This is a genomic window from Pseudomonas sp. BJa3, from assembly GCF_026343815.1.
Classification (GTDB): domain Bacteria; phylum Pseudomonadota; class Gammaproteobacteria; order Pseudomonadales; family Pseudomonadaceae; genus Aquipseudomonas; species Aquipseudomonas soli.
This window is the reverse complement of record NZ_JAOXMC010000012.1, coordinates 24,848-46,801: the sequence shown is the minus strand read 5'-3', so window position 1 is coordinate 46,801 and position 21,954 is coordinate 24,848. Positions and strand designations below refer to the sequence as shown.

Annotated in this window: 17 protein-coding genes; 6 read left to right on the top strand and 11 right to left on the bottom strand. The window is 63.4% G+C overall.

The genetic code is table 11. From position 1 onward, the window contains the following. The first annotated feature begins 272 nt into the window (after positions 1-272). The 3 genes from OH705_RS16385 (at position 273) to OH705_RS16375 (ending at position 1,772) form a co-directional block, all read left to right on the top strand. The gene (locus OH705_RS16385) at positions 273-1,046 is read left to right on the top strand and encodes a ParA family protein (protein ID WP_267302545.1); all 774 of its coding nucleotides are present in this window, start codon (positions 273-275) and stop codon (positions 1,044-1,046) included. A gap of 71 nt (positions 1,047-1,117) precedes the next feature. Then, entirely contained in the window at positions 1,118-1,426 is a 309-nt protein-coding gene (locus tag OH705_RS16380; RefSeq protein ID WP_023630117.1) for a type II toxin-antitoxin system HigB family toxin, read from the top strand. Further along, a complete protein-coding gene (locus OH705_RS16375) occupies positions 1,416-1,772 on the top strand; it encodes a helix-turn-helix domain-containing protein (protein ID WP_031314915.1) in 357 nt (118 codons plus the stop codon). The genes OH705_RS16380 and OH705_RS16375 overlap by 11 nt, the downstream gene beginning before the upstream one ends. A gap of 173 nt (positions 1,773-1,945) precedes the next feature. Here the strand turns inward: OH705_RS16375 and trxC are convergent, their stop codons facing one another. The 7 genes from trxC to betI all read right to left on the bottom strand — a co-directional run bounded on the left by trxC (position 1,946) and on the right by betI (position 13,287). Then, positions 1,946-2,380: a thioredoxin TrxC gene (trxC, locus tag OH705_RS16370; protein ID WP_267302544.1), complete on the bottom strand. Its 435-nt coding sequence runs from the start codon at positions 2,378-2,380 to the stop codon at positions 1,946-1,948. Between the two features lie 61 nt (positions 2,381-2,441). Beyond that, positions 2,442-3,902, bottom strand: a complete 1,461-nt coding sequence (gene selO / locus OH705_RS16365; RefSeq protein ID WP_267302543.1) for a protein adenylyltransferase SelO — start codon at positions 3,900-3,902, stop codon at positions 2,442-2,444. 120 nt (positions 3,903-4,022) lie between these two features. Then, the gene (gene mscK / locus OH705_RS16360) at positions 4,023-7,328 is read right to left on the bottom strand and encodes a mechanosensitive channel MscK (protein ID WP_267302542.1); all 3,306 of its coding nucleotides are present in this window, start codon (positions 7,326-7,328) and stop codon (positions 4,023-4,025) included. 35 nt (positions 7,329-7,363) lie between these two features. Then, positions 7,364-9,106, bottom strand: coding sequence for a potassium/proton antiporter (locus OH705_RS16355; RefSeq protein WP_038706947.1), 1,743 nt, complete (start codon positions 9,104-9,106; stop codon positions 7,364-7,366). Positions 9,107-9,346: 240 nt separating this feature from the next. Then, positions 9,347-11,044 (bottom strand): choline dehydrogenase, encoded by a 1,698-nt coding sequence (betA, locus tag OH705_RS16350; protein ID WP_023630708.1) that lies wholly within the window; start codon positions 11,042-11,044, stop codon positions 9,347-9,349. 75 nt (positions 11,045-11,119) lie between these two features. Further along, positions 11,120-12,592: a betaine-aldehyde dehydrogenase gene (gene betB, locus OH705_RS16345; RefSeq protein WP_038706946.1), complete on the bottom strand. Its 1,473-nt coding sequence runs from the start codon at positions 12,590-12,592 to the stop codon at positions 11,120-11,122. A 38-nt stretch (positions 12,593-12,630) separates the two neighbouring features. After that, complete coding sequence (gene betI / locus OH705_RS16340) at positions 12,631-13,287, bottom strand: transcriptional regulator BetI (RefSeq protein WP_023630707.1); 657 nt, start codon at positions 13,285-13,287, stop codon at positions 12,631-12,633. Positions 13,288-13,766: 479 nt separating this feature from the next. Here betI and OH705_RS16335 point away from each other — a divergent pair, with 479 nt between their 5' ends. Continuing rightward, a complete protein-coding gene (locus OH705_RS16335; protein WP_416383580.1) occupies positions 13,767-15,770 on the top strand; it encodes a BCCT family transporter in 2,004 nt (667 codons plus the stop codon). Positions 15,771-15,876: 106 nt separating this feature from the next. Here OH705_RS16335 and OH705_RS16330 read toward each other — a convergent pair whose 3' ends face one another. The 4 genes from OH705_RS16330 to gpmI all read right to left on the bottom strand — a co-directional run bounded on the left by OH705_RS16330 (position 15,877) and on the right by gpmI (position 21,062). Then, positions 15,877-16,659, bottom strand: a complete 783-nt coding sequence (locus tag OH705_RS16330) for a divergent polysaccharide deacetylase family protein (protein WP_160291126.1) — start codon at positions 16,657-16,659, stop codon at positions 15,877-15,879. 8 nt (positions 16,660-16,667) lie between these two features. Further along, entirely contained in the window at positions 16,668-17,996 is a 1,329-nt protein-coding gene (locus OH705_RS16325) for a S41 family peptidase (RefSeq protein ID WP_023628824.1), read from the bottom strand. A gap of 87 nt (positions 17,997-18,083) precedes the next feature. Continuing rightward, on the bottom strand, positions 18,084-19,385 hold the full coding sequence (locus OH705_RS16320) for a murein hydrolase activator EnvC family protein (RefSeq protein WP_267302541.1): 1,302 nt from the start codon (positions 19,383-19,385) through the stop codon (positions 18,084-18,086). A 141-nt stretch (positions 19,386-19,526) separates the two neighbouring features. After that, a complete protein-coding gene (gpmI, locus tag OH705_RS16315; RefSeq protein ID WP_038706944.1) occupies positions 19,527-21,062 on the bottom strand; it encodes a 2,3-bisphosphoglycerate-independent phosphoglycerate mutase in 1,536 nt (511 codons plus the stop codon). A gap of 206 nt (positions 21,063-21,268) precedes the next feature. On the opposite strand from gpmI, the gene OH705_RS16310 reads away from it, so the two are divergent. Continuing rightward, positions 21,269-21,682, top strand: coding sequence for a rhodanese-like domain-containing protein (locus OH705_RS16310; protein ID WP_023628822.1), 414 nt, complete (start codon positions 21,269-21,271; stop codon positions 21,680-21,682). Between the two features lies 1 nt (position 21,683). Beyond that, a complete protein-coding gene (gene grxC / locus OH705_RS16305; RefSeq protein WP_003249204.1) occupies positions 21,684-21,938 on the top strand; it encodes a glutaredoxin 3 in 255 nt (84 codons plus the stop codon). Positions 21,939-21,954 lie beyond the last annotated feature (16 nt).

Below are 21,954 nucleotides of genomic sequence, written 5' to 3'. Positions count from 1 at the left end.
GGAATGACTCGGAGCACGCGCCGTGCGGGCTAGGCGCACGGGAAGGTGGCGCGCATTATCCCGGTGCACGGGACGTGTATCAATCCACATGATGGCTATCGGACAATATCCACACGCATCTGCGTCGTGTCCGCTTCCATGCCTGCACGGTTTCCGACAGTCGGTTACTTGCAGGTTGTCGGGCGGCTTACCGTCAACTTGAGCGAACAACGCTGGCCAATGGCGCGGTGTCGCCACATACTCGGGCATTCGTTGATACACGGAGGTCTGACATGCGGCGCGTGGTGTTCAATCAGAAAGGTGGCGTGGGCAAGTCGAGCATTGCCTGCAATCTTGCGGCGGTCAGTGCCAGTGAAGGCTACCGGACCTTGCTGATCGACCTGGATGCCCAGGCCAACTCGACCCAGTACCTCACCGGCCTGACCGGCGACGATATCCCCATGGGCATCGCCGACTTCTTCAAGCAGTCGCTGTCCAGCGGGCCGTTCGCCAAGAAGAACAAGGTCGATATCTACGAAACGCCCTTCGATAACCTCCATGTGGTGACTGCCACTGCGGAGCTGGCCGACCTGCAGCCCAAGCTCGAGGCCAAGCACAAGATCAACAAGCTGCGCAAACTGCTCGACGAGTTGGACGAGGATTACGAGCGGATCTATATCGACACCCCTCCAGCACTCAATTTTTACGCGGTTTCCGCATTGATCGCGGCCGATCGCGTGCTGATCCCCTTCGATTGCGACAGCTTCTCGCGCCAGGCCCTGTATGGCCTGCTGTCCGAGATCGATGAGCTCAAGGAAGACCACAACGACGACCTGATGGTCGAGGGCATCGTGGTCAACCAATTTCAGTCTCGCGCCAGCCTGCCCCAGCAGATGCTCGACGAACTGCTGGCCGAGGGCCTGCCGGTGCTACCGGTTTACCTCGGCAGTTCGGTGAAGATGCGTGAGTCCCACCACGCCAGCCTGCCGTTGATCCACCTGGAGCCACGGCACAAGCTGACTCAGCAGTTCGTCGAGCTGCATGATTTGCTGGAGCGTAGCGCCTAGATCGGACGGACTGCGCTTGTGGCTCACGCAGTTCATCACTACTATCTCCCAAAACGGGAGATTGCGCCGGGATGCGGATAATTGCAAAGCGAACGCTGGTCAGGTTCTGGGAGATGCCAGGGCATGAGGACGCCAAGGCACCACTGGAGAGTTGGCATGACTTGGTGCTCAAGGCCGTCTGGTCTTCGCCTCAGGACGTGAAAGACCAGATTGGTAATGCCAGTGTCTGTGCCAACAACCGCGTGGTCTTCAACATCGGAGGCAACAAGTACCGCCTCGTAGTGGAAATGCAGTACCGGTCCGGCATTGCCTGGGTCAAATTCGTCGGTACGCACAAGCGTTATGACGAGATCGACGTGGAGACGATCAATGAATATTAAGCCTATCCGCAGTGATGATGACCTGCACGCCGCGTTCAAGCGGTTAGAAGTCATTTTCCAGGCCGAGCCCGGCACGCCTGAGGCCGATGAAATGGAAGTGCTTGTTACATTGATCGAAGTCTATGAGAACAAGCACTATCCCATTCAAGCCGCCAACCCTATTGAGGCCATCAAGTTCTGCATGGATCAGCAGGGGCTTACAGCACGTGACCTTGAGCGATACATCGGCCCTAGTGGACGCGTTTCCGAAGTGTTGAATGGCAAGCGTGGTTTGAGTCTTTCGATGATCAAACGCCTTCACGATGGCTTGAGGATCCCCTACGAGTCACTTCTCGCGGGAGCTTAGTAAACCTCTCTCTCGTGTCCTGTCTCGGAAATACGTTCTCTTTTGGCGAGTGGCTTGGGTGTTCGGCCAAGGCGCCGCGACGAGTCATAGCGAGGCTATGGCGAGGAGTGGCAACGCGGGCCGGGCGCCCAAGACGCCGTCAAAAGTGAACAGCTTATTTCCGAGACAGGACACTAGACCCCTTGCCCGCGCAGCCACTCCAGCAACGACTGAAGTGGAAACGCGCCGGCCTGGCGGGTCACTTCGCGGCCGTTCCTGAACAGGATCAGGCTCGGGATTGAGCGGATGACCAGTTGCCCGGCCAGGTTGCGGTTGGCCTCGCTGTCGAGCTTCGCCAGGCGGCAGCGGCCCGAGAGCTGCCGCGCCGCTTGCTCGAAGGTCGGGGCGAAGCTCTTGCACGGGCCGCACCAGTCGGCCCAGACATCCAGCAGCAGCGGCAGATCACCTTTGATCTGGGCGGCATAGTTGCCTTCGGTCAGCTCGAACGAGCTGCTCAGCAGCACGTTCTGTTTGCAGCGGCCGCATTTCGGCGTGTCGCCCAGGCGCTCGGCGGGGATGCGGTTGAGGCCGTTGCAGTGTGGGCAGGGGATTAGCAGTGGATCAGGCATGTTCAGCTCCAATGGGCATTCAAGGGGCACTGTGGGAGCGGGCCCCACAAAAGGGCGTCGTTCAGGACGAACAGCTGATCTCCAGGTGCTTGCCCCATTCCGGCGGTCGCTCGGCATACGCTTGCATCCCGGGTTGTTCCTCGAACGGTTTGCTCAGCACCTGATGCAGCCGACGCACTTCACTGTAGTCACCGGCTTCTGCTGCTTCGATAGCCTTCTGCGCCAGATAATTGCGCAGTATGTACAGAGGGTTGACCGCATGCATCCGCTCACGGCGACCTTCGGCATTACCCGGCTCACGTTCGCAGCGTGCCAGGTAGTCCGCACCCCAGGCATCGAAACCGGCCAGGTCGACGAAATCGTCGCGCACCACTTGCAGGGCCCCGGCCACCGGTTGCTCGCCCAGGCGGCGGAAGAACAGCGTGTAGTCCACGCCGCCGCTCTGCATGCGTTGCAGCAGGCGTTCGACAAGGGCCATGTCGTCGTCCTCGGCGGTGGTCAAGCCCAGGCGGCGGCGCATCAGGTCCAGATAGTGGGCCTGGTACAGCGGCAGGAACAGCGCCAGCGTCTCCTTCAGTGGCTCGACCTCGATCACTGTGGTCAGGGCCTGGGCCAGGGCGCTGAGGTTCCAGTGGGCGATCGGCACCTGGTTGGCGTAGCTGTAGCGGCCGCGGTCGTCGGAGTGGTTGCAGATGAAGTTGGCGTCAAAGTCGTCGAGGAAGGCGTAGGGGCCGAAGTCGAAGGTGATGCCGAGGATCGACATGTTGTCGGTATTCATCACCCCATGACAGAAGCCGTAGGCCTGCCAGCGAGCGATCAGCTCGGCATTGCGTTCGACGATGGTGCGAAACATGGCCAGGTAAGGCTGTGCGGCGTCGCGGCATTCGGGATAGTGCTGGTGCAGCACATGGTCGATGAGCACGCGCTGCTGTTCTGGCTGTTTCGTGTAGTAGAAGTACTCGAAATGGCCGAAGCGCACATGGCTATGGGCCAGGCGCAGCAGCATCGCGGCGCTTTCGCGGGTTTCCCGCCACACCGTGGTGCTCGAGCCGATCACGCACAGTGCCCGGCTGCTGGGGATGCCCAGCGCGCTCAGGGCCTCGGAGGCAAGGAACTCGCGAATCGACGAGCGCAGCACGGCCCGGCCATCACCCATGCGTGAGTAAGGCGTCTGGCCGGCGCCCTTTAGGTGCAGGTCCCAGTGTTCGCCGGCCTCGTTGAGGATCTCGCCCAGCAGCAGGCCGCGGCCATCGCCCAGGCGCGGGTTGTAGGAGCCGAACTGGTGGCCGGAGTAGACCATCGCACGCGGGTCGGCCTCCTCCCAGAGCTTGTGGCCGCTGAACAGCTCGGCGAACACTGGCAGTTCGGCCTGGGCCGGGTCGAGGTCGAGCAGGGCCATTGCCGAATCGCTGGCAACGACCAGGCGGGGGGCGGCGATCGGGTCGGGCAGGACCTGGGTGGAGAAGGCATCGCCGAGTTGGGCGAAGCGGTTGTCGAAGGTCAGGTGGTCAAGGGTTTTCACAGGCCGGCTCCGCGATTGGAATGATCGCGGGGCAAGCCTGCTCCCACACAGCTGCGTGGGAGCGGGCTTGCCCCGCGAGGCGGTAGGACATTGTCAGGGCGCATGCCCCCTGGCGTCCACTCAGCTCGGCGGCGTGCTGTCCGGTTTGCTGTCGATCGGGATCAACTGCTGCTTGCCGTTCTTCGCGTCCATGAGGAACACCTCCACCTGGCGCACCGAGATCTTGATGTTGTGCGCCTTGAACTCACGGTTGATATAGCGGTTTAGCTCGTCCAGCGTCGGGTTGCGGTCGCCGAGGTCGCGCACGTGCATGCGCAGCTCGTGGTCCAGCGAGCTTTCGCCGAAGTTGAGGAAGTACACCAGCGGTTCCGGATCCTTGAGCACCCGTGGGTTCTCGTGGGCGCCCTTGAGCAGCAGGTCGCGCACCAGGTCAAGGTCCGAGCCGTAGTCTATGCCCAGCTTCAGCGTCACCCGGGTGACCGTGTCGGTCAGCGACCAGTTGATCAGCTGGCCGGTGATGAAGGTCTTGTTTGGGACGATGATGTCCTTGCGGTCGAAATCGGTGATGGTGGTGGCGCGGATGCGGATCCTGCTCACCGTGCCGGACAGGTTGCCGATGGTGATGGTGTCGCCGATGCGTACCGGGCGTTCGAACAGGATCATGATGCCGGAGATGAAGTTGGCGAATATCTCCTGCATGCCGAAGCCCAGGCCCAGTGACAGGGCCGCCACCAGCCATTGCAGCTTGTCCCAGCTGACCCCGAGGGTGGCCAGGGTGCTGACGATACCGACCCCGGCGATCACATAGGACAGCAGCGTGGTAATGGCGTAGGCGCTGCCCTGGGCCAGGTTCAGGCGCGACAGCACCAGCACTTCGAGCAGGCCGGGCAGGTTGCTGGCCAGGGCCACGGCGATGCCGGCGATGACCATGGCGCCGAGCAGGTCGCCGAGGCTGATCGGTACCATGCTGGCAGCTGCGCCGGTGCCGCTGCTGTATTCGTACAGGGTGATGTTGTTGAGGTAGGCGAATACTGTGATCAGGTCCGCCCACACCCAGTACAAACCGCCGATGAAGCCGCCGAGCAGGGCCAGGCGGATCAGGCGTAGCGACTGCTGGTTGACCTGCTCGATGTCCAGGGTCGGTTCCTCCACCACCACCTCGCCATCCAGGCCTTCCTTGGCGGCCTGGCGTTTGCTCAGGGCACGCTGGTAGGCCAGGCGCCGCGCCGCGACCGACAGGCCGCGCACGAACGCGGCCTCGATCACCAGCCAGAACAGCAGCAGGTAGAGGGTGTAGATCAGCCTGTCGGTGAGCTTGAGGGCGGTGTAGTAGTAGCCGAAGCACACCGCCACGAACAGGGCGATGGGCAGGGCGGTGAAGGCCACCCCGACCGCCTTGCGGAATAACGAGGTATTCTGGTGCGCCGGGCTGCTCAGCAGCAGGCGGCTGAGCAGCCAGGCCATCAGCGCATAGCAGGTCAGCACCACGCCAATGCCCAACACGTCGTCGGCCAGGGCCGACGGCTGATGCTCGGCCACCGCCACCACGCCGACCAATGCCAGCACCACGGTACCGAGCCGGCGCACCCAGCCGCGCAGAAACTCGACCTGGGGTTTGTGCCAGCGGAAATGGATCTCGGCAACCCCGCCCGGGGCAAGGATGCGGTAGGCGGTGTAGAACACCAGCCAGGCCTGGGCGATCTGCCAGAGGGCGGCGCCGAGATTGGCGTTCTGACCACGGGCATCGATCTGCAAGGCATAGCTGCCCAGGGTCAAGGCCAGGGCCACCGGTAGTGCAAGCAGGATGTTGATCAGGATTGCCTGGGGCGTATGCCACTGGCTGTCGCGCTTGAAGTGGCCAATATCCTGATGGACCTTGCCCAGGCGCCGGTATAGCGCCTTGCGCCGCCACAGCAGGGCGCCGATCACCAGGATCAGTGGCAGGAACAGTAGCGGCTGTTGCACCAGACCGTCGCCCAGCTCCTTGATGCCGGCGCCCCATGGCAGGCTGGCCACCTGGTAGGTCAGACGTTCGGGCACTTCGCGCAGCCATTGCCAGTCCAGCGGCTTGTTGCTGGGGATCCAGAACATCTGCTCTTCCAGTGTAGTGCGCAGGTTCTGGGCGGTGCTCAGCAGCTGTTTCTGGTTCAGCTGCAGGGTGATGCACTCGTTGAGCAGGGCCGAGAGCTCACGGTTCAGCCGTTCGAGCAGATCGCCTCGAGTGATCGCCACCTCCAGCAGCGCCTTGCGCAACTGTGGGGTCACGTCCTCCTCAGGCTGGTTGGCCAGCAGCTTGTCCACATAGTTGGATGGGCTGCTCATCTGCTCGCGTTGCTGGTTGACCTCGAACTGATAAAGGCGGATATCGGCGATCTGGTCCGCCAAGTCGCGGTCGACCTTCAGGTGCGGCAGAGCTTGTTTCTGCTTGTAGAGGATCTTTGACAGCAGCAGGCTGCCCTTGAGCACGTTGATCTGCTCGTCCAGAGCCTGGTCCGCCTGGGTGAGGCTGTCGAGTTGCTGCTTGGTGCGCAGGTTCTGCTGGGTGACCTCGTTGAGGCGGTCGGTGCTGCGCAGCAAGTAGTCGGACAGCTGCAGGTTGGCCGTGCTCTCTGTGGCCAGCAGGTTGCTGCCGCCGGCCTTCTGCGCTTCGATCGACTGGCGGGTGACGGTCTGTTGCGACTGGGCCAGGCGCTTCTCGTTTATCAGCGTCTGCAGGTCCTGGATTTCCTGTTCCAGGCGGGTGGCGCGTTCGATCAGCAGGTCGTGGCGGGCGTTGCCCAAGTCCTGCAGCACGCTATTGCTCGCCAGCTCCTGGCGGCGCAGCAAGGTCAGGGCGTTGAGCGACGCCAGCTCGGCATTGAGCTGGTTGCGCTGGTCGGCGTTAAGCGATTTGCCATTGTCCTTGCCGCTCTTGAGGCTGTTGTTGATCTGCTGGGCGCGCATCTGGTTGCTGCTGATTTCAGCCTGGGCGCGTTCAGGGCGGGTCTGCGAATTGATGATCAGGCTGTTGGCTTCGGAGAGCCCCTTTTGCAGGTCGCCCTGTTGGGTGCTGCGTTCGCTGAGCATCTGCTCCAGCTGCGGCACCGTCAGGTTGGCGTAGCGCTGCGCCACCGGCAGGGTGGCGCTAGCCTTGAGCTTGATCAGCTCGCGTTGGCTGTCGCGGATCTCCTGGGGGGCGTTGGCCAGCTGCTGCTTGAGGGCTTCGAGCTTCTTTTCGCTGTCGTCGCGGGCGTTGAGCAGCGCCAGGGTCTGTTCCAGCACCTGTTGCACGGCTTTCTGCTCGGTTTCCGGCAGTTTGCGCTCGGCGATCTTGCTCAGGCTGCTCTGGATGCCCGGAGTGGTCGGGATCTCCACCGCGCCGGCGGCGAACGAGAGGGTCAGGCACAGCCCCAGCAGGGCTGCGCGGCAATGGTCACGCAGGGACATAGGCAGAGTTCTTGTGTTACGCGGCAAAACGGAGTTTAGAGGAACAGCCCGGGGCCGGGGCGGGTACCTTCGGGGAATCTGACGCCCACTTTCTGGATCTTGTTCCCGTCCATGACCGCGACGGTCCAGATAGTGCCGTGCCATTCGATCTGGTCGCCTACTACTGGAGCGCCTCCGACCTTTTGTCGGATGAACTGCGCCAGCGGCATCTTCGCGTCCAGGCCATCGAGTTTCAGGCCATAAAGTGCAGCCACCGCGCCCAGCTCGGCATCGCCTTCGAGTACGAAGTCGCCGAAGAACCGCAGGTCCAGGCCGCGTTGCGGTGCTTGGCTGAACAGCTTGCCCAGCGCCGGCAGGTTATGTTCGTGGCCGATCACGCAAAGCATGTCGCCGACCTCCAGCACGGTGCTGCCCGACGGGTGCAGCAGCTGTTCGCCACGGAACAAGGCGGCGATCCGCGTGCCCTCGGGCATCTTCAGCTCGCGCAGGGCGGCGCCGATGCACCATTTTTCGGCGCCCAGACGGTAGACGAACAGCTCCCATTCGCTGGTGACATGCACTTCAAGCGCGGAGCGGGAAATCGGTGCCGGGTCCGGCGGTACCGTGACCTTCAGCAGTTTGGCCATCCACGGCAGGCTGGTGCCTTGTACCAACAGCGACACCAGCACGATGAAGAACGCCAGGTTGAAGAACAGTTGGGCCTGGGGCAGGCCGGCCATCAGCGGGAACACCGCCAGGATGATTGGCACCGCGCCGCGCAGGCCGACCCAGCTGATGAAACCTTTCTCGCGACCATGGAAGGCCTTGAACGGCAGCAAGGCGGCGACCACCGACAGCGGCCGGGCCACCAGGATCATCCACAGTGCCAGGCCCAGGGCGGGCAGGGCGATGGGCAGCAGGTCGTGGGGCGTGACCAGCAGGCCGAGCACCAGGAACATGCCGATCTGCGCCAGCCAGGCCATGCCGTCGAGCATGTGCAGGATACCGTGACGGCTGCGGATCGGCCGGTTGCCCAGCACCAGCCCGCACAGGTATACGGCGAGGAAACCGCTGCCGTGCAGGGCGTTGGTCAGGGAGAACACCACCAGGCCGCCGGCCACCACCAGGATCGGGTACAGGCCGCCGGCCAGGTTGATACGATTGACCAGTTGCAGCATCAGCCAGCCGCCGCCCAGGCCCATCAGGCCGCCAATGCCGAACTCGCGCAGCAGGTGGGTGAGCAGGCTCCAGTGCAGGCCGGTCTGGCCGCTGGCGATCATGTCGATCAGGGTCACGGTGAGGAACACCGCCATCGGGTCGTTGCTGCCCGATTCGATTTCCAGGGTGGCGGTGACCCGTTCGTTAAGCCCCTTGCCGCCCAGCAGCGAGAACACCGCCGCGGCGTCGGTGGAGCCGACGATGGCGCCGATCAGCAGGCCTTGGATCAGGCTCAGGTCGAACAGCCAGGCGGCGACCATGCCGGTCAGCCCGGTGGTGATCAACACGCCCACCGTGGCCAGCGACAGCGCCGGCCACAGCGCCACGCGGAAGCTCGCCACCCGGGTGCGCAGGCCGCCGTCGAGCAGGATGACCGCAAGCGCCAGGTTGCCCACCAGGTAGGCGGTCGGGTAATTGTTGAAGATGATGCCGCCACCGTCCACGCCCGCGACCATGCCGACGGCGAGGATGATGACCAGGATGGGGATGCCCAGGCGCGATGACAGCGAGCTGACCAGGATACTTGCGCCCACCAGCAATGCGCCGATCAGGAACAGGCTGTTGATGGTGCTTGCATCCAAAGGCAGGTACTCCGGGACAGCGGGAAAGGAACTTGCAACTGTGAACTAGCAGGTCGCGTGCCAATCGATTCTAACCTGATGAATTGGCAGGCTGTAAAGCGTTTCTGCAGATGTAGAAAAGGCACCTCGAAAGGTGCCTTTTCTTGTGTGGTCAGTGCTGGCCCTTCGCGGATGAATCCGCTCCTACAAGGTGCTACGCGTTTGTAGGAGCGGATTTATCCGCGATTGAGTCGGCGCAGGTCAGGCCTGCTTCACTTCACGCATCGGCTTGCCCTTCACCGGTGCATCACCCGCCACGTAGTACTTGGCGGTGCTGCGCGGCAGCGGCTTGCGGCCACGGATCTTGTCCGAGATCTTCTCGGCGATCATGATCGTGGTCGCGTTGAGGTTGCCGGTGATGATCAGTGGCATGATCGAGGCGTCGACCACTCGCAGGCCCTGCATGCCGTGCACGCGACCCTCGCCGTCGACCACCGCCATCTCGTCGGTGCCCATCTTGCACGAGCAGGACGGGTGGAATGCGGTTTCGGCGTGCTCGCGGATGAATTTGTCCAGCTCTTCATCGGTCTGCACGTGCGCGCCCGGGCTGATCTCGCGGCCGCGGTACGGATCCAGCGCTGGCTGGGCCATGATTTCGCGGGTCAGGCGGATGCCGTCGCGGAATTCCTGCCAGTCCTGCTCGGTGGACATGTAGTTGAACAGGATGCTTGGGTGCTGGCGTGGGTCTTTCGACTTGGCCTGGATCCTACCACGGGCAGGTGAGCGCATGGAGCCCATGTGGGCCTGGAAGCCGTGCTCTTTCACACCGTTCGAGCCGTTGTAGTTAATCGCTACCGGCAGGAAATGGTACTGGATGTTCGGCCACTTGAATTCAGGACGGGTGCGGATGAAGCCGCCGGCCTCGAACTGGTTGCTGGCGCCGATGCCGGTGCCGTTGAACAGCCACTCTGCACCGATGGCCGGTTGGTTCCACCACAGCAGCGACGGATACAGCGACACCGGTTGGGTGCAGGCGTACTGCAGGTAAAGTTCAAGGTGGTCCTGCAGGTTCTCGCCGACGCCCGGCAGGTCGTGGACCACCGGGATATCGAGGCTTTCCAGCAGCGCGCGCGGGCCGACGCCGGAACGCTGCAGCAGCTGCGGCGAGGCGATGGCGCCGGAGGATACGATGACTTCCTTGCGCGCGCGGGCTTCGACGCGCTCTTCGCTGTCACCGACCAGGTAGGTCACGCCAATGGCGCGCTTGCCATCGAACAATACACGGTCGCTGAGGGCGTGGGTGACGATGGTCAGGTTCGGACGCTTCTTGGCCTGGTCCAGGTAGCCGCGGGCAGTGCTGGAGCGACGGCCGTTCTTGGTCACCGAACGGTCCATCGGGCCGAAACCTTCCTGCTGGTAGCCGTTGAGGTCTTCGGTGCGCGGGTAGCCGGCCTGCACGCCGGCTTCGACCATGGCGTGGAACAGCGGGTTGTTGCCGGCTTTCGGCGTGGCCACGCTGACCGGGCCTTCGCCGCCGTGGTAGTCGTTCGGGCCGATGTCGCGGGTTTCGGCTTTACGGAAGTACGGCAGGCAGTCCAGGTAGGTCCAGTCCTCGAGGCCCGGCAGTTCAGCCCAGCCGTCGAAGTCCATGGCGTTGCCGCGGATGTAGCACATGCCGTTGATCAGCGAGGAGCCACCCAGGCCCTTGCCGCGGCCACATTCCATGCGGCGGCCGTCCATGTGCGGCTCCGGATCGGTCTCGTAGGCCCAGTTGTAGCGACGGCCCTGCAGGGGGAAGGCCAGGGCGGCCGGCATCTGGGTGCGGAAGTCGAAGCGGTAGTCCGGGCCGCCGGCTTCGAGCAGAAGGACGGTGACGCTGGCGTCTTCGGTCAGGCGGGTGGCCAGGGTGTTACCGGCCGAACCGGCACCGACGATGATGTAATCGAATTCTTGGGACATTGAAGTACCCTCGTTGGCAGTTGTCAGGGAGCGGAAACGCCCGCGCTCAAGGGCGCGGGCGTGGCGGGACCAGGTTTAGAAAACCGAGTTGTAGCCGCCCAGCTCGACCTGAACCGACTTGATGCGAGTGTATTGCGCCAGCGAGCTGACACCGTTTTCACGGCCGACGCCCGACTGCTTGTAACCGCCAACCGGCATTTCGGCCGGCGACTCGCCCCAGGCGTTGATCCAGCAGATACCGGCTTCGAGCTTGTGGATGATGCGGTGGGCGCGGCTGATGTCGTTGGTGCAGACACCGGCGGCCAAGCCGTATTCGGTGTCGTTGGCGCGACGGATGACTTCTTCCTCGGTCTCGTAGCTGAGGATGCTCATCACTGGGCCGAAGATCTCTTCCTTGACGATGGTCATGTCGTCGGTGCAGTCGGTGAACACGGTCGGGGCGACGAACGCGCCCTTGGCGAAGTCGCCGTTCAGTAGGCGCTCACCGCCGCAGAGGACGCGGGCGCCTTCTTCTTTACCCTTGGCGATGTAGGACAGTACGCTTTCCATGTGCTGGAAGCTGACCAGCGGGCCGAAGTTGGTGTTCTCGTCTTCCGGGTTGCCGGCACGGATACGAGCGACGCGCTCGGCGATCTTGGCTTCGAAGGCGGCTTTCATCGCGGCAGGGATGAACACTCGGGTGCCGTTGGTGCAGACCTGACCGGAGCTGTAGAAGTTGGCCATCATCGCGATGTCGGCGGCCTTGTCCAGGTCGGCGTCGTCGCAGATGATCAGCGGCGACTTGCCGCCCAGTTCCATGGTGACTTCCTTGAGCGACGAGCTCGAGGCGCTGGCCATGACTTTCTTGCCGGTGGTGGTGCCACCGGTGAAGGAGACTTTCTCGATGCGCGGGTGCTCGGTCAGCCAGGTGCCGACTTCGCGACCGCTGCCGGTCAGGACGTTGAACACGCCGTTCGGCAGGCCGGCTTCGGTGAAGATCTCGGCCAGTTTCAGGGTGGTCAGCGAGGTGACTTCCGACGGCTTGAAGATCATCGCGTTGCCGGCGGCCAGGGCCGGGGCGGATTTCCACAGGGCGATCTGGATCGGGTAGTTCCAGGCGCCGATACCGACGGTCACGCCCAGCGGCTCGCGGCGGGTGTAGACGAAGGACGATTCGCGCAGGGGGATCTGCTCACCTTCGATGGCCGGTACCAGGCCTGCGTAGTACTCCAGCACGTCGGCGCCGGTGACGATGTCGACGTAGCGGGTTTCGGAGTACGACTTGCCGGTGTCCAGGGTTTCCAGCATGGCCAGCTCGTCGTTGCGCTCGCGCAGGATGTCGACGGCGCGGCGCAGGATGCGCGAACGCTGCATGGCGGTCATGGCGGCCCAGACTTTCTGGCCACGCTCGGCGCTTTCGACGGCCTTCTCGACGTCAGCTTGAGTTGCGCGCTGCACGTGGGCGAGGACTTCGCCGGTAGCTGGGTTGATGGCTTCGAAGGTGGCATCGCTGCCGGCGTCGACGTAAGCGCCATCGATGTAGAGTTTTTGCGTTCCGAAACGGGCCATAGTGTCCTCGCAAGTGCAGTGTGTGGTTGGCTGCCGCGTCACGCTCCTGCCGGCTGGCTGGTCGCTGCGCGCGGCTGTTCAGCGGCCTGGTCGTTCGTGCCCAGGGTCTGCTGCTTAGCCAGTTGTAGATCCATGTATTCGTAAGCGATGCGTATTGCCTGCTCGGTGTCGAATGCGTCACCCGACAGGGCGCCACGCAGCCACAGGCCGTCGATCAACGCTGCCAGGCCGCGGGCAGCCTTGCGCGCATGGTAGAGCGGCAGGGCGCGGCGGAACTGGCAGCACAGGTTGGAATACAGGCGGTGGTCGTTGATCCGCTGCAACCTGTGCAAAGACGGCTGGTGCATGCTGGAGGCCCAGAAGGCCAGCCAGGTTTTCATAGCCGGGCCATTCACCTGGCTCGCATCGAAGTTGCCTTCGATGATCACCTTCAGGTGGGCGCGCGGGCTGTCGTCCGTGAGGGCCTGACGACGCGCGATCACACCCTCGTTGAGCATGTTCATGATGTAGCGCATCGTCGCTGCGATCAGGCCGTTCTTGTCCTGAAAGTAGTGACTGATGATGCCGTTCGACACACCGGCCAAACGGGCAATCAGCGCAATGCTGGCATCTCCCAGTCCGACCTGATCGACCGCCTGCAAGGTGGCTTCGATCAACTGCTGGCGGCGGATGGGTTGCATACCGACCTTGGGCATCTTGCTCTCTCCTCAGGCCTGCGGGCAGACGACAAGCGGCTACCTCGGCGAAGACCAGTCTATTTTGTTTTGATTGAACGTTCAATCAATAAAGAATAAGCTCTGCGACAATTTGTGCCATTGACAGTTTTTCGGACGGTCACAGAGGCACGAATCGACACCCCAGGAAATCGCGTAACCCCCGGAATACAAGGCGTTGACGGGCATGAGCGATGCGAAAGACAGATTTTGCCGAGCAGTCACGGGCTGCGCGGCCGGCCCTTTGGAGCGGGCCAGGTGGCTGTGGCGAATGCGCGCACCTCCTCAGGGAGAGCAAGATTTGCCACAGGCGACCGGTCTGATTTTTTTGCAACGTTTCTATTCGGGATCACGGTTTCCAGGGTGCTTTTATAACACCTGACGCAGTAGGGCTATTGCACCAATTGCGTGGGAAATAACTGTTTAGCCTCCACTGCCGCACTGCCCGGAGCATTCGTGCAATGAGTTCTGCCTCCCTGACAAAGCCCCCCGCCGAGCGGGTACGGGTCAATCGCGTGGTGTTCTACACCTCGGCGCTGATGATCCTCGTTCTGACTGCCTTGCTGATCGCTGTACCCGAAGCCGCCGGCCAGGTGCTGGGCGTCGCCCAGAAATGGCTGACCCGCACCTTTGGCTGGTACTACATGCTGGTCATCTGTGGTTACCTGCTGTTCGTCGTCTACCTGGCCTTCTCCGACTTCGGCAAGCTCAAGCTGGGCGGCAAGGACGACACCCCGGACTTCAGCTACGGCGCCTGGGCCGGCATGCTGTTCTCCTCTGGTATCGGTATCTCGCTGCTGTACTTCGGTGCCTCCGAGCCGCTGGATCACTACTTCAACCCGCCGGAAGGCACGCCTGCCAGCCTCGAGGCCGCGCGCCAAGGCTTGCAACTGACTTTCCTGCACTGGGGCCTGCACGGCTGGGCGATCTACGCCTTGGTCGGCCTTGCCGTGGGTTACTTCGCCTACCGCCATAACCAGCCATTGGCACTGCGCTCGGCGTTGTATCCGCTGGTCGGCGAGCGTTGGGTCAAGGGCGGTGCCGGCCATGCCGTGGACATCTTCGGCATGTTCGTCACCCTGCTGGGCCTCGTGACCAACCTGGGTATCGGCTCGATGCAGGTGGCCTCGGGCCTGGAATACCTGTTCGGCATGGGCCACAGCAAGACCAACCTGCTGGTGGTGATCCTGGTCATGGCCGGCGTAGCCACCGTGGCCGCGGTGTCGGGCGTGGAGAACGGCATCCGCCGCCTGTCCAACCTGAACATCCTGCTGTTCAGCGGCCTGCTGATCTTCGTGCTGCTGGCCGGCAATACCCTGCACCTGCTCAACGGCTTCGTGCAGAACATCGGTGACTACCTCAACGGCGTCGTGCTGAAGACCTTCGACCTGTATGTGTATGAAGGCGACAACGACAAGTCCGAGCGCTGGCTGGGCCTGTGGACCGTGTTCTACTGGGCCTGGTGGATCTCCTGGGGCCCGTTCGTCGGCATGTTCATTGCCCGTATCTCCAAGGGCCGGACCGTGCGTCAGCTGGTCAGCGGCGTGCTGCTGATCCCGCTGGGCTTCACCCTGGCCTGGCTGTCGATCTTCGGCAACACCGCGCTGGACCTGGTGATCAACCAAGGCGCGGTGGAACTGGGCAAGACCGCGCTCGAACAGCCATCGATGTCTATCTACCAGCTGCTGGAATTCTTCCCGGCCGCCAAGATCGTCATCGGCCTGGCAGTGTTCGTCGGCTTCGTGCTGTTCCTCACCCCCGCCGACTCCGGCGCGGTGATGATGGCCAACCTGTCGTGCAAAGGCGGCAAGGTCGACGAAGACGCCCCGCACTGGATGGTGGTGTTCTGGTCGGTGGTCATCACCCTGGTCACCATCGGCCTGCTGTTCGCCGGTAACTTCGAAGCCATGCAGACCATGGTGGTACTGGCCGGCCTGCCGTTCTCGGTGGTCCTGGTGCTGTTCATGTTCGGCCTGATGAAGGCGATGAAGCAGGACGTCGCGGTCGAGAGCGAGCGCGCCGAACTGGCCGCCCGTGGTCGTCGCGGTTTCAGCGAGCGTCTCAGCCAGCTGGACCTGCAGCCGACCCAGGCCGTAGTGCAGCGGTTCATGGACAAACAGGTCAGCCCGGCGCTGAAAGAAGCCGCCGAGCAGCTGCGTACCCTGGGCTTCGAGGTCGAGACCCGGGTAGGTCAGTCGCGCAACATGATGGGCCTGCGTGTGATGATGGAAGAGGGAAACCCCTTCGTCTACGAGGCCAGCCTGGATGGCTACCTGGCCGCGCCGAGCGAGGCGCCGGTCGAGGGCGAGCCGGAAGTGCAGCAGCGCTTCTACCGCGCCGAGGTGTACCTGCACGACGGCAGCCAGGAGTACGACCTGATGGGCTTCACCCGCGAGCAGATCGTGCGTGATGTGCTTGATCAGTTCGAAAGCCACCGCCAGTTGCTGGGACGTGTGTACAGCTGATATCGGCTGATATCAGGCAAGGGCCCGGTTCGTAAGAGCCGGGCCCTTTTTGTTTTCGTTGTCAGTGGGTGGCTGCCTCCAGGAGGTTCTCCCGAGGCACAGGGGATCATTGCTTTCTGACAGGGCTCGCATTCGTGTAGCGGCCTTGCCTGCCGTGGGCGGGCATGGCCTGGTTACCGCGTTCGGCGATCATCTGTCGCAGGCTGATCAACTCGATCCCCTGGCTCTTGAGTCGGGGAATCTCTTGCGCCAGGACGCTCAGTGTCTGCGGATATGGGTGCCCAATCAGTACCGCCGAACCCTGCTTGCGGGCCACCTCGATACCAAGACGCAGTTGCCCGGCAATGGCCTCGTTCGTTCGTACGTCGTCAAGAAAAACATCCCGCGAGAGATGCGCCAACCCCAGCGCCTGGGCCTCTGCCGCCGCCACCGTCGCCGCACTGGTGCGGCTGTCGACGAAGAACAGATGGCGGCGTTGTAGTTCACCCATCAACCAGGCCATCGGCTCGCGCTGGGCGGTCATGCGGCTGCCCATGTGGTTGTTGATGCCGGCGGCGTAGGGCACCTTGACCAGGGCGGCATCCAGGCGCCGGGCCAGTTCGTCGAGGGCGATGCCTGGGTGCCAGGCGTAGGGCCCGGTGGCAGGGTCCATGGGCATGTGCAGGATCACCGTGCGCCCAGCCTTGTGGGCCTGGCGGGCGAAGTCGGTGGCGTGCGGGGTGTCGGGCATGATCGCCATGGTCACCGGGCCGGGCAGGGCGAGCGTACGGCTGTCGCGTTCGCTGCTCTGGCCCAGGTCGTCGATGATGATGCTCATGTAGGCCTTGGCCGGGGCCGCTTGTGCAACGCCGGCCAGCAGGCAGAACAGCAGGGACAGCAGATAACGCATGGCGGGTATCAGTCACCCTTGGTGATGTTCAGGCCCTTGAGCAGGCTGAGGGCCTGGCTGAGCTGGAAGTCGTTGTCCTGTGGGCGATCCTTGCGCTTGGTACTGCCGGTCGGTCGGTCGGCGCCGCCGTTGCCGTTGCCCAGGTGACCCTGCAGGTCGGCTTCCTTGAAGTTGTCGTTGTCGGCTTCGGCGGTCAGCTTGGCCGGGCGCACTTCGATGTCCGGGACGATGCCCTGGGCCTGGATCGAGCGGCCATTGGGGGTAAAGTACAGAGCGGTGGTGAGCTTCAGCGCACGGTCGTTGGCCAACGGCAGTACGGTCTGCACCGAGCCCTTGCCGAAACTGTCGGTGCCCATCAGTACGGCGCGCTTCTGGTCCTGCAGGGCGCCGGCGACGATCTCCGAGGCCGAGGCGCTGCCGCCGTTGATCAATACCACCAGTGGCACGCCTTCGCTGGCATCGGCCGGGTCGGCGGAGTAGCGCAGTTCGGAATTGGCGATGCGGCCCTTGGTGTAGACGATCAGGCCTTTGGTGAGGAAGTGGTCGGCCACTTCGACCGCCGACTGCAGCACGCCGCCGGGGTTGTTGCGCAGGTCGAGGACCACGCCGCGCAGCTTCTTGCCGTTGTCCTTGCGCAGCTTGGCCAGGGCCTTGCCCACCTCGTCGCCGGTCTTGACCTGGAACTGGGTGATGCGGATGTAGCCGTAGTCGTTCTCCAGCAACTGGCTCTTGACGCTCTTGACCTGGATCACCGCCCGGGCCAGCGTCACGTCGAACGGCGTGCCGCCGTCGCGCACCAGGGTGAGGGTGATCTTCTCGCCGATCTTGCCGCGCATCTTGTCCACGGCCTCGGTCATGGTCTGGCCACGGGTCGGCGCGCCGTTGATCTTGACGATCAGGTCGCCGGCCTCGATGCCGGCGCGGGAGGCCGGTGTGTCGTCGATGGGCGAGACAACCTTGACGAAGCCGTCCTCCATGCCGACCTCTATGCCCAGTCCGCCGAACTCACCGCTGGTGCTTTCCTGCAGCTCCTGGAAGTCTTCGGGGCCGAGGTAGGCCGAGTGTGGGTCGAGGTTGCTGAGCATGCCCTTGATGGCGTTTTCCAGCAGGGTCTTGTCGTCGACCGGTTCCACATAAGCCGCCTTGATGCGGTCCATGACCTCGGCGAAAGTACGCAGCTCCTCCAGCGGCAAGGGTGCCTTGGCGGTCACCTCGGTGGCCGGCACCGCGGCCTGCTTGGCCCCTGGCTTGGCCGGTTCGGCGGCAATGGCCAACGGCGCGCCGATGACCAGGGCGATGGTCAGGGCCAGCTGGGTGAGACGAGGCGAGTGCAGCATGTCGAACGAACTCCTGATCCTGTTGGTGCTCCCAGCGGGAGCATCGGCGCCGCCGTTTCGTGGATGGCGCCGTTAAAGTAGCACTAACTAACCTCGGCACCATTGCGCGGGGTCGGTGGGCTGGCCCTGCTGGCGAATCGCGAAGTACAGGCCGGCGCTGTCCTGGCCACCACTGTCGCCGACCGTGGAAATGGCCTCGCCGGCCTTGACGATGTCGCCGGCGCTCTTGAGCAGGCTCTGGTTGTGGCCGTACAGGCTCAGGTAGCCATTGCCATGGTCGAGAATGACCAGAAGTCCAGCGCCGCGCAACCAGTCGGCGAACACCACCCGCCCGCCATGCACGGCGCGTACCTGGGTGCCCGCATTGGCGCTGATCATCACCCCGTCCCACTTGGCCCGCGCATCACCGCCGCGGGTGTCACCGAAGCGTGCCAGCAATCGACCATTGACCGGCCATGGAAGTTTTCCCCGTGCCGAAGAAAATGCGCCGCCATAGCTGGCCGTGTCGCTGGAAACCACCGGGCCCAAGGTAGTCCGGGCCTTCTTTGGGGCTTCCTCGGGTTCCTGGCTGCGGCGCGCGGCGGCCAAAGCCTGCGCCTTACGGCGTTTCTCTTCTTCCTGTTTGGCCAGCAGTGCCCGCTGACGTGCCTCTTCGGCCTCGCGTGCCTGGCGGGCGAGGGTTTCCTCAATGGTCTTGAGCACCTTGCTCAGGTCGGCCTGGTCCTGCTCGCGGCTCTGAAGTTTCTGGTCGCGCTCCTTCATGTCGTTGCTGAGCTTGGCCAGCACCTGTTGGCGCTTGTCGCGTTCGGCGACAAGGGCCAGACGCTGAGTGTCGAGCTCGGCACGTTGTGCCAGCAACTGCTGCTGGTGGCCGGCGATGTCCTGCTCGACGTTGGCCAACTGGCGCAAGGTCTCGTTGAAGGTGCGCAACTGGTCCATGCGCGCTTTGCTGAGATAGTCGTAATAGGTGAGGGTACGGGCGAACTTCTCGGGATTCTGCTGGTTCAGCAGCAGCTTGAGGTATTCCTCGCGACCGTTGTTCTGGTAGGCCGAACGGGCCTGGATGGCAATCAGGCGTTGCTGTTCAACGCGGGCGCTCTGGAGTTTTTTTTTCTCGTGGTCAAGGCGCTCCAGCTCGCCCTCGGTCTTTTTTAGTTCTTGCTGCAGAGCCTCCACCTGTTTCTCGAGGTTGCCGATATCGGTCTCGGTGGCCTTGAGGTCTTTCTGCACGCCGGACTTTTCCTCTTGGAGCTTGCCCAGCATCTTTTTCAGCTCGGCGATGTCCTGGCGGGTGGCGTCCAGCTGTTGTTGGGTCTGCGCGCGCTCATCGGCAGCGAAGGCCGGAGCAAGCAGGCATGACAGGGCGAGTAGGAACAGGGCGCGGAGCATGGGGTTGGGCGTACCAGGGATGGAGACTGGCCTAGTATGCCCGCGCAGCCGTGCAAAAAAAACGCCCAGCGGCGTGTGCGGCGGGGCGTTGGTCTGGAATTCAACTGTTTTGGGGGCCGCAAGGCAGCCCCGCTACATCGATCAGGCGTCGATCAGGATCGAGGTGCCGGTCATCTCCGCCGGTTTTTCCAGCCCCAGCAGCTCGAGCATGGTCGGCGCCACGTCTGCCAGTACACCGCCGTCACGGACCTTCACGTGACGCTTGCCGACATAGATGAACGGCACCGGCTCGGTGGTATGGGCGGTGTGCGCCTGGCCGGTGCATTCGTCTTCCATCTGCTCGACGTTGCCGTGGTCGGCGGTGATAAGCGCTTCGCCGCCGACCTTGTCCAGCGCCTCGACGATGCGACCGACGCAACCGTCCAGCGCCTCCACGGCCTTGACCGCGGCATCGAACACGCCGGTGTGGCCGACCATGTCGCCGTTGGCGTAGTTGACCACGATCACGTCATAACGCTGCTGCTCGATGGCCTCGACGATACGATCGGTGACTTCAGGGGCGCTCATTTCCGGCTGCAGGTCGTAGGTGGCGACCTTCGGCGACGGGATCAGGATGCGTTCTTCGCCTTCGAACGGCTCTTCGCGCCCGCCCGAGAAGAAGAAAGTGACATGGGCGTACTTCTCGGTTTCGGCGATGCGCAGCTGGGTCTTGCCGTTCTTCGCCAGGTACTCGCCGAGCACGTTGTTCAGGCTGGCCGGGGCGAAAGCCGCCGGGGCCGGGATCTTCGCCGAGTACTGGGTCAGGCCGATGTAGGCCGCCAGCTTGGGCAGGCGCGCGCGCGGGAATTCGTTGAAATCGGGCTCGACGAACACGCGTGACAGCTCGCGGGCGCGGTCGGCACGGAAGTTCATGAAGATCACGGCGTCGCCGTCTTCGACCTTGACCGCCTCGCCAATGCGCGTGGCCTTGACGAACTCGTCGCTCTCGTCGCGGGCGTAGGCGGCTTCAAGGCCGGCCACGGCGGTCGCTGCGGTGAATTCGGCGGCGCTGTCGACGATCAGATTGTAGGCGGCGCTGACGCGGTCCCAGCGGTTGTCGCGGTCCATCGCATAGTAGCGGCCGATCAGGCTGGCGATGCGGCCCTTGCCGAGCTTGGCGAAGGTGGCGTCGAGCAACTCGATGGACGATTGCGCGCTGCGCGGCGGCGTGTCGCGGCCGTCAAGGAAGGCATGCAGGTAGATCTTTTCGGCGCCACGTTGCGCGGCCAGTTCGGCCATGGCCACCAGGTGGTCCTGGTGGCTGTGCACGCCACCGTCGGAGAGCAGGCCGAGGATGTGCACGGCCTTGCCGGCACCCACGGCCTTGTCCACTGCGCCGGTGAGCACCGGGTTTTCGAAGAAGTCGCCGTCGCGGATGGCCTTGGTCACCCGGGTGAAGTCCTGGTACACCACGCGGCCGGCGCCGAGGTTCATGTGACCGACTTCCGAGTTGCCCATCTGCCCGTCGGGCAGCCCCACGTCCATGCCGGAGCCGGAGATCAGACCATGCGGCTGGGTGGCGCGCAGGCGGTCGTAGACCGGCGTGTTGGCGGCGAAGATGGCGTTGTATTCGGGGCTTTCGCTGTGACCGAAGCCATCCAGGATGATCAGGACCAGGGGTTTAGGCGTACTCGTCATCAATCAAACTCACGGTTGTTCAAAGATGATAAAGACACGCATTTTAGGGCAAATCCGCCAGCGACGGCGAATATTCCTCCCTTTGCCCGACCAGCGCGGTCAGGCATGCAACATGAAGGCGTGTTTGCCGCCAGCCCGGTGGGCTTTGGCGGTCATGGGGGGCTGTGTATACTGGCCGCCATTTTCAATCGCCTGGAACACCCCTGATGGTTGCTCACCTGATTCAATTCGCGACAGATCACTTCATCCTGGTGGCCATTTTCGTCGTCCTGCTGGTCCTGCTGCTGGTCAATGAAGTCCGCCGTGGCGGCCAGAGCCTGAGCAACGGCCAGCTGACCGCCCTGGTCAACGCCGACAAGGCCGTGGTGATCGATATCCGTACTGCCAAGGAATACTCGGCCGGGCATATCGTCGGTGCACTGAGCATGCCGCAGGACAAAGTGGCCGGCCGCATGACCGAGCTGGAAAAACACAAAGACAAGACCCTGATCGTCGTCGACGCGATGGGCCAGCAGTCCGGTACCCTGTGCCGCGAACTGCTCAAGGCTGGTTACACCGCCGCCAAGCTCAGCGGTGGCGTTTCCAGCTGGAAAGCCGATAACCTGCCCCTGGTGAAGTGATATGAAGCCCGTCATCGTCTATTCCAGCGACTACTGCCCCTACTGCATGCGCGCCAAGTACCTGCTCGAGAGCAAGGGCGTGGCGTTCGAGGAGATCAAGGTCGACGGTAAACCCCAGGTTCGCGCCGAAATGAGCCAGAAGGCCGGCCGTACCTCGGTGCCGCAGATCTGGATCGGCAGCACGCACGTCGGTGGATGCGATGACCTCTATGCCCTGGAGCGCGCGGGCAAGCTCGACGCGCTGCTGGCGGCCTGATTCGCACTGCATTCAA

Excerpts from the sequence above, each read along its gene's own strand:
- gpmI (WP_038706944.1), bottom strand. The coding sequence starts at position 21,062 with ATGACGAGTACGCCTAAACCCCTGGTCCTGATCATCCTGGATGGCTTC.
- betI (WP_023630707.1), bottom strand. The coding sequence starts at position 13,287 with ATGCCCAAGGTCGGTATGCAACCCATCCGCCGCCAGCAGTTGATCGAA.
- OH705_RS16325 (WP_023628824.1), bottom strand. The coding sequence starts at position 17,996 with ATGCTGCACTCGCCTCGTCTCACCCAGCTGGCCCTGACCATCGCCCTG.
- trxC (WP_267302544.1), bottom strand. The coding sequence starts at position 2,380 with ATGCCTGATCCACTGCTAATCCCCTGCCCACACTGCAACGGCCTCAAC.
- OH705_RS16310 (WP_023628822.1), top strand. The coding sequence starts at position 21,269 with ATGGTTGCTCACCTGATTCAATTCGCGACAGATCACTTCATCCTGGTG.
- OH705_RS16385 (WP_267302545.1), top strand. The coding sequence starts at position 273 with ATGCGGCGCGTGGTGTTCAATCAGAAAGGTGGCGTGGGCAAGTCGAGC.
- OH705_RS16375 (WP_031314915.1), top strand. The coding sequence starts at position 1,416 with ATGAATATTAAGCCTATCCGCAGTGATGATGACCTGCACGCCGCGTTC.
- OH705_RS16335 (WP_416383580.1), top strand. The coding sequence starts at position 13,767 with ATGAGTTCTGCCTCCCTGACAAAGCCCCCCGCCGAGCGGGTACGGGTC.
- OH705_RS16330 (WP_160291126.1), bottom strand. The coding sequence starts at position 16,659 with ATGCGTTATCTGCTGTCCCTGCTGTTCTGCCTGCTGGCCGGCGTTGCA.
- OH705_RS16320 (WP_267302541.1), bottom strand. The coding sequence starts at position 19,385 with ATGCTCCGCGCCCTGTTCCTACTCGCCCTGTCATGCCTGCTTGCTCCG.
- betA (WP_023630708.1), bottom strand. The coding sequence starts at position 11,044 with ATGTCCCAAGAATTCGATTACATCATCGTCGGTGCCGGTTCGGCCGGT.
- grxC (WP_003249204.1), top strand. The coding sequence starts at position 21,684 with ATGAAGCCCGTCATCGTCTATTCCAGCGACTACTGCCCCTACTGCATG.
- mscK (WP_267302542.1), bottom strand. The coding sequence starts at position 7,328 with ATGTCCCTGCGTGACCATTGCCGCGCAGCCCTGCTGGGGCTGTGCCTG.
- betB (WP_038706946.1), bottom strand. The coding sequence starts at position 12,592 with ATGGCCCGTTTCGGAACGCAAAAACTCTACATCGATGGCGCTTACGTC.
- OH705_RS16380 (WP_023630117.1), top strand. The coding sequence starts at position 1,118 with ATGCGGATAATTGCAAAGCGAACGCTGGTCAGGTTCTGGGAGATGCCA.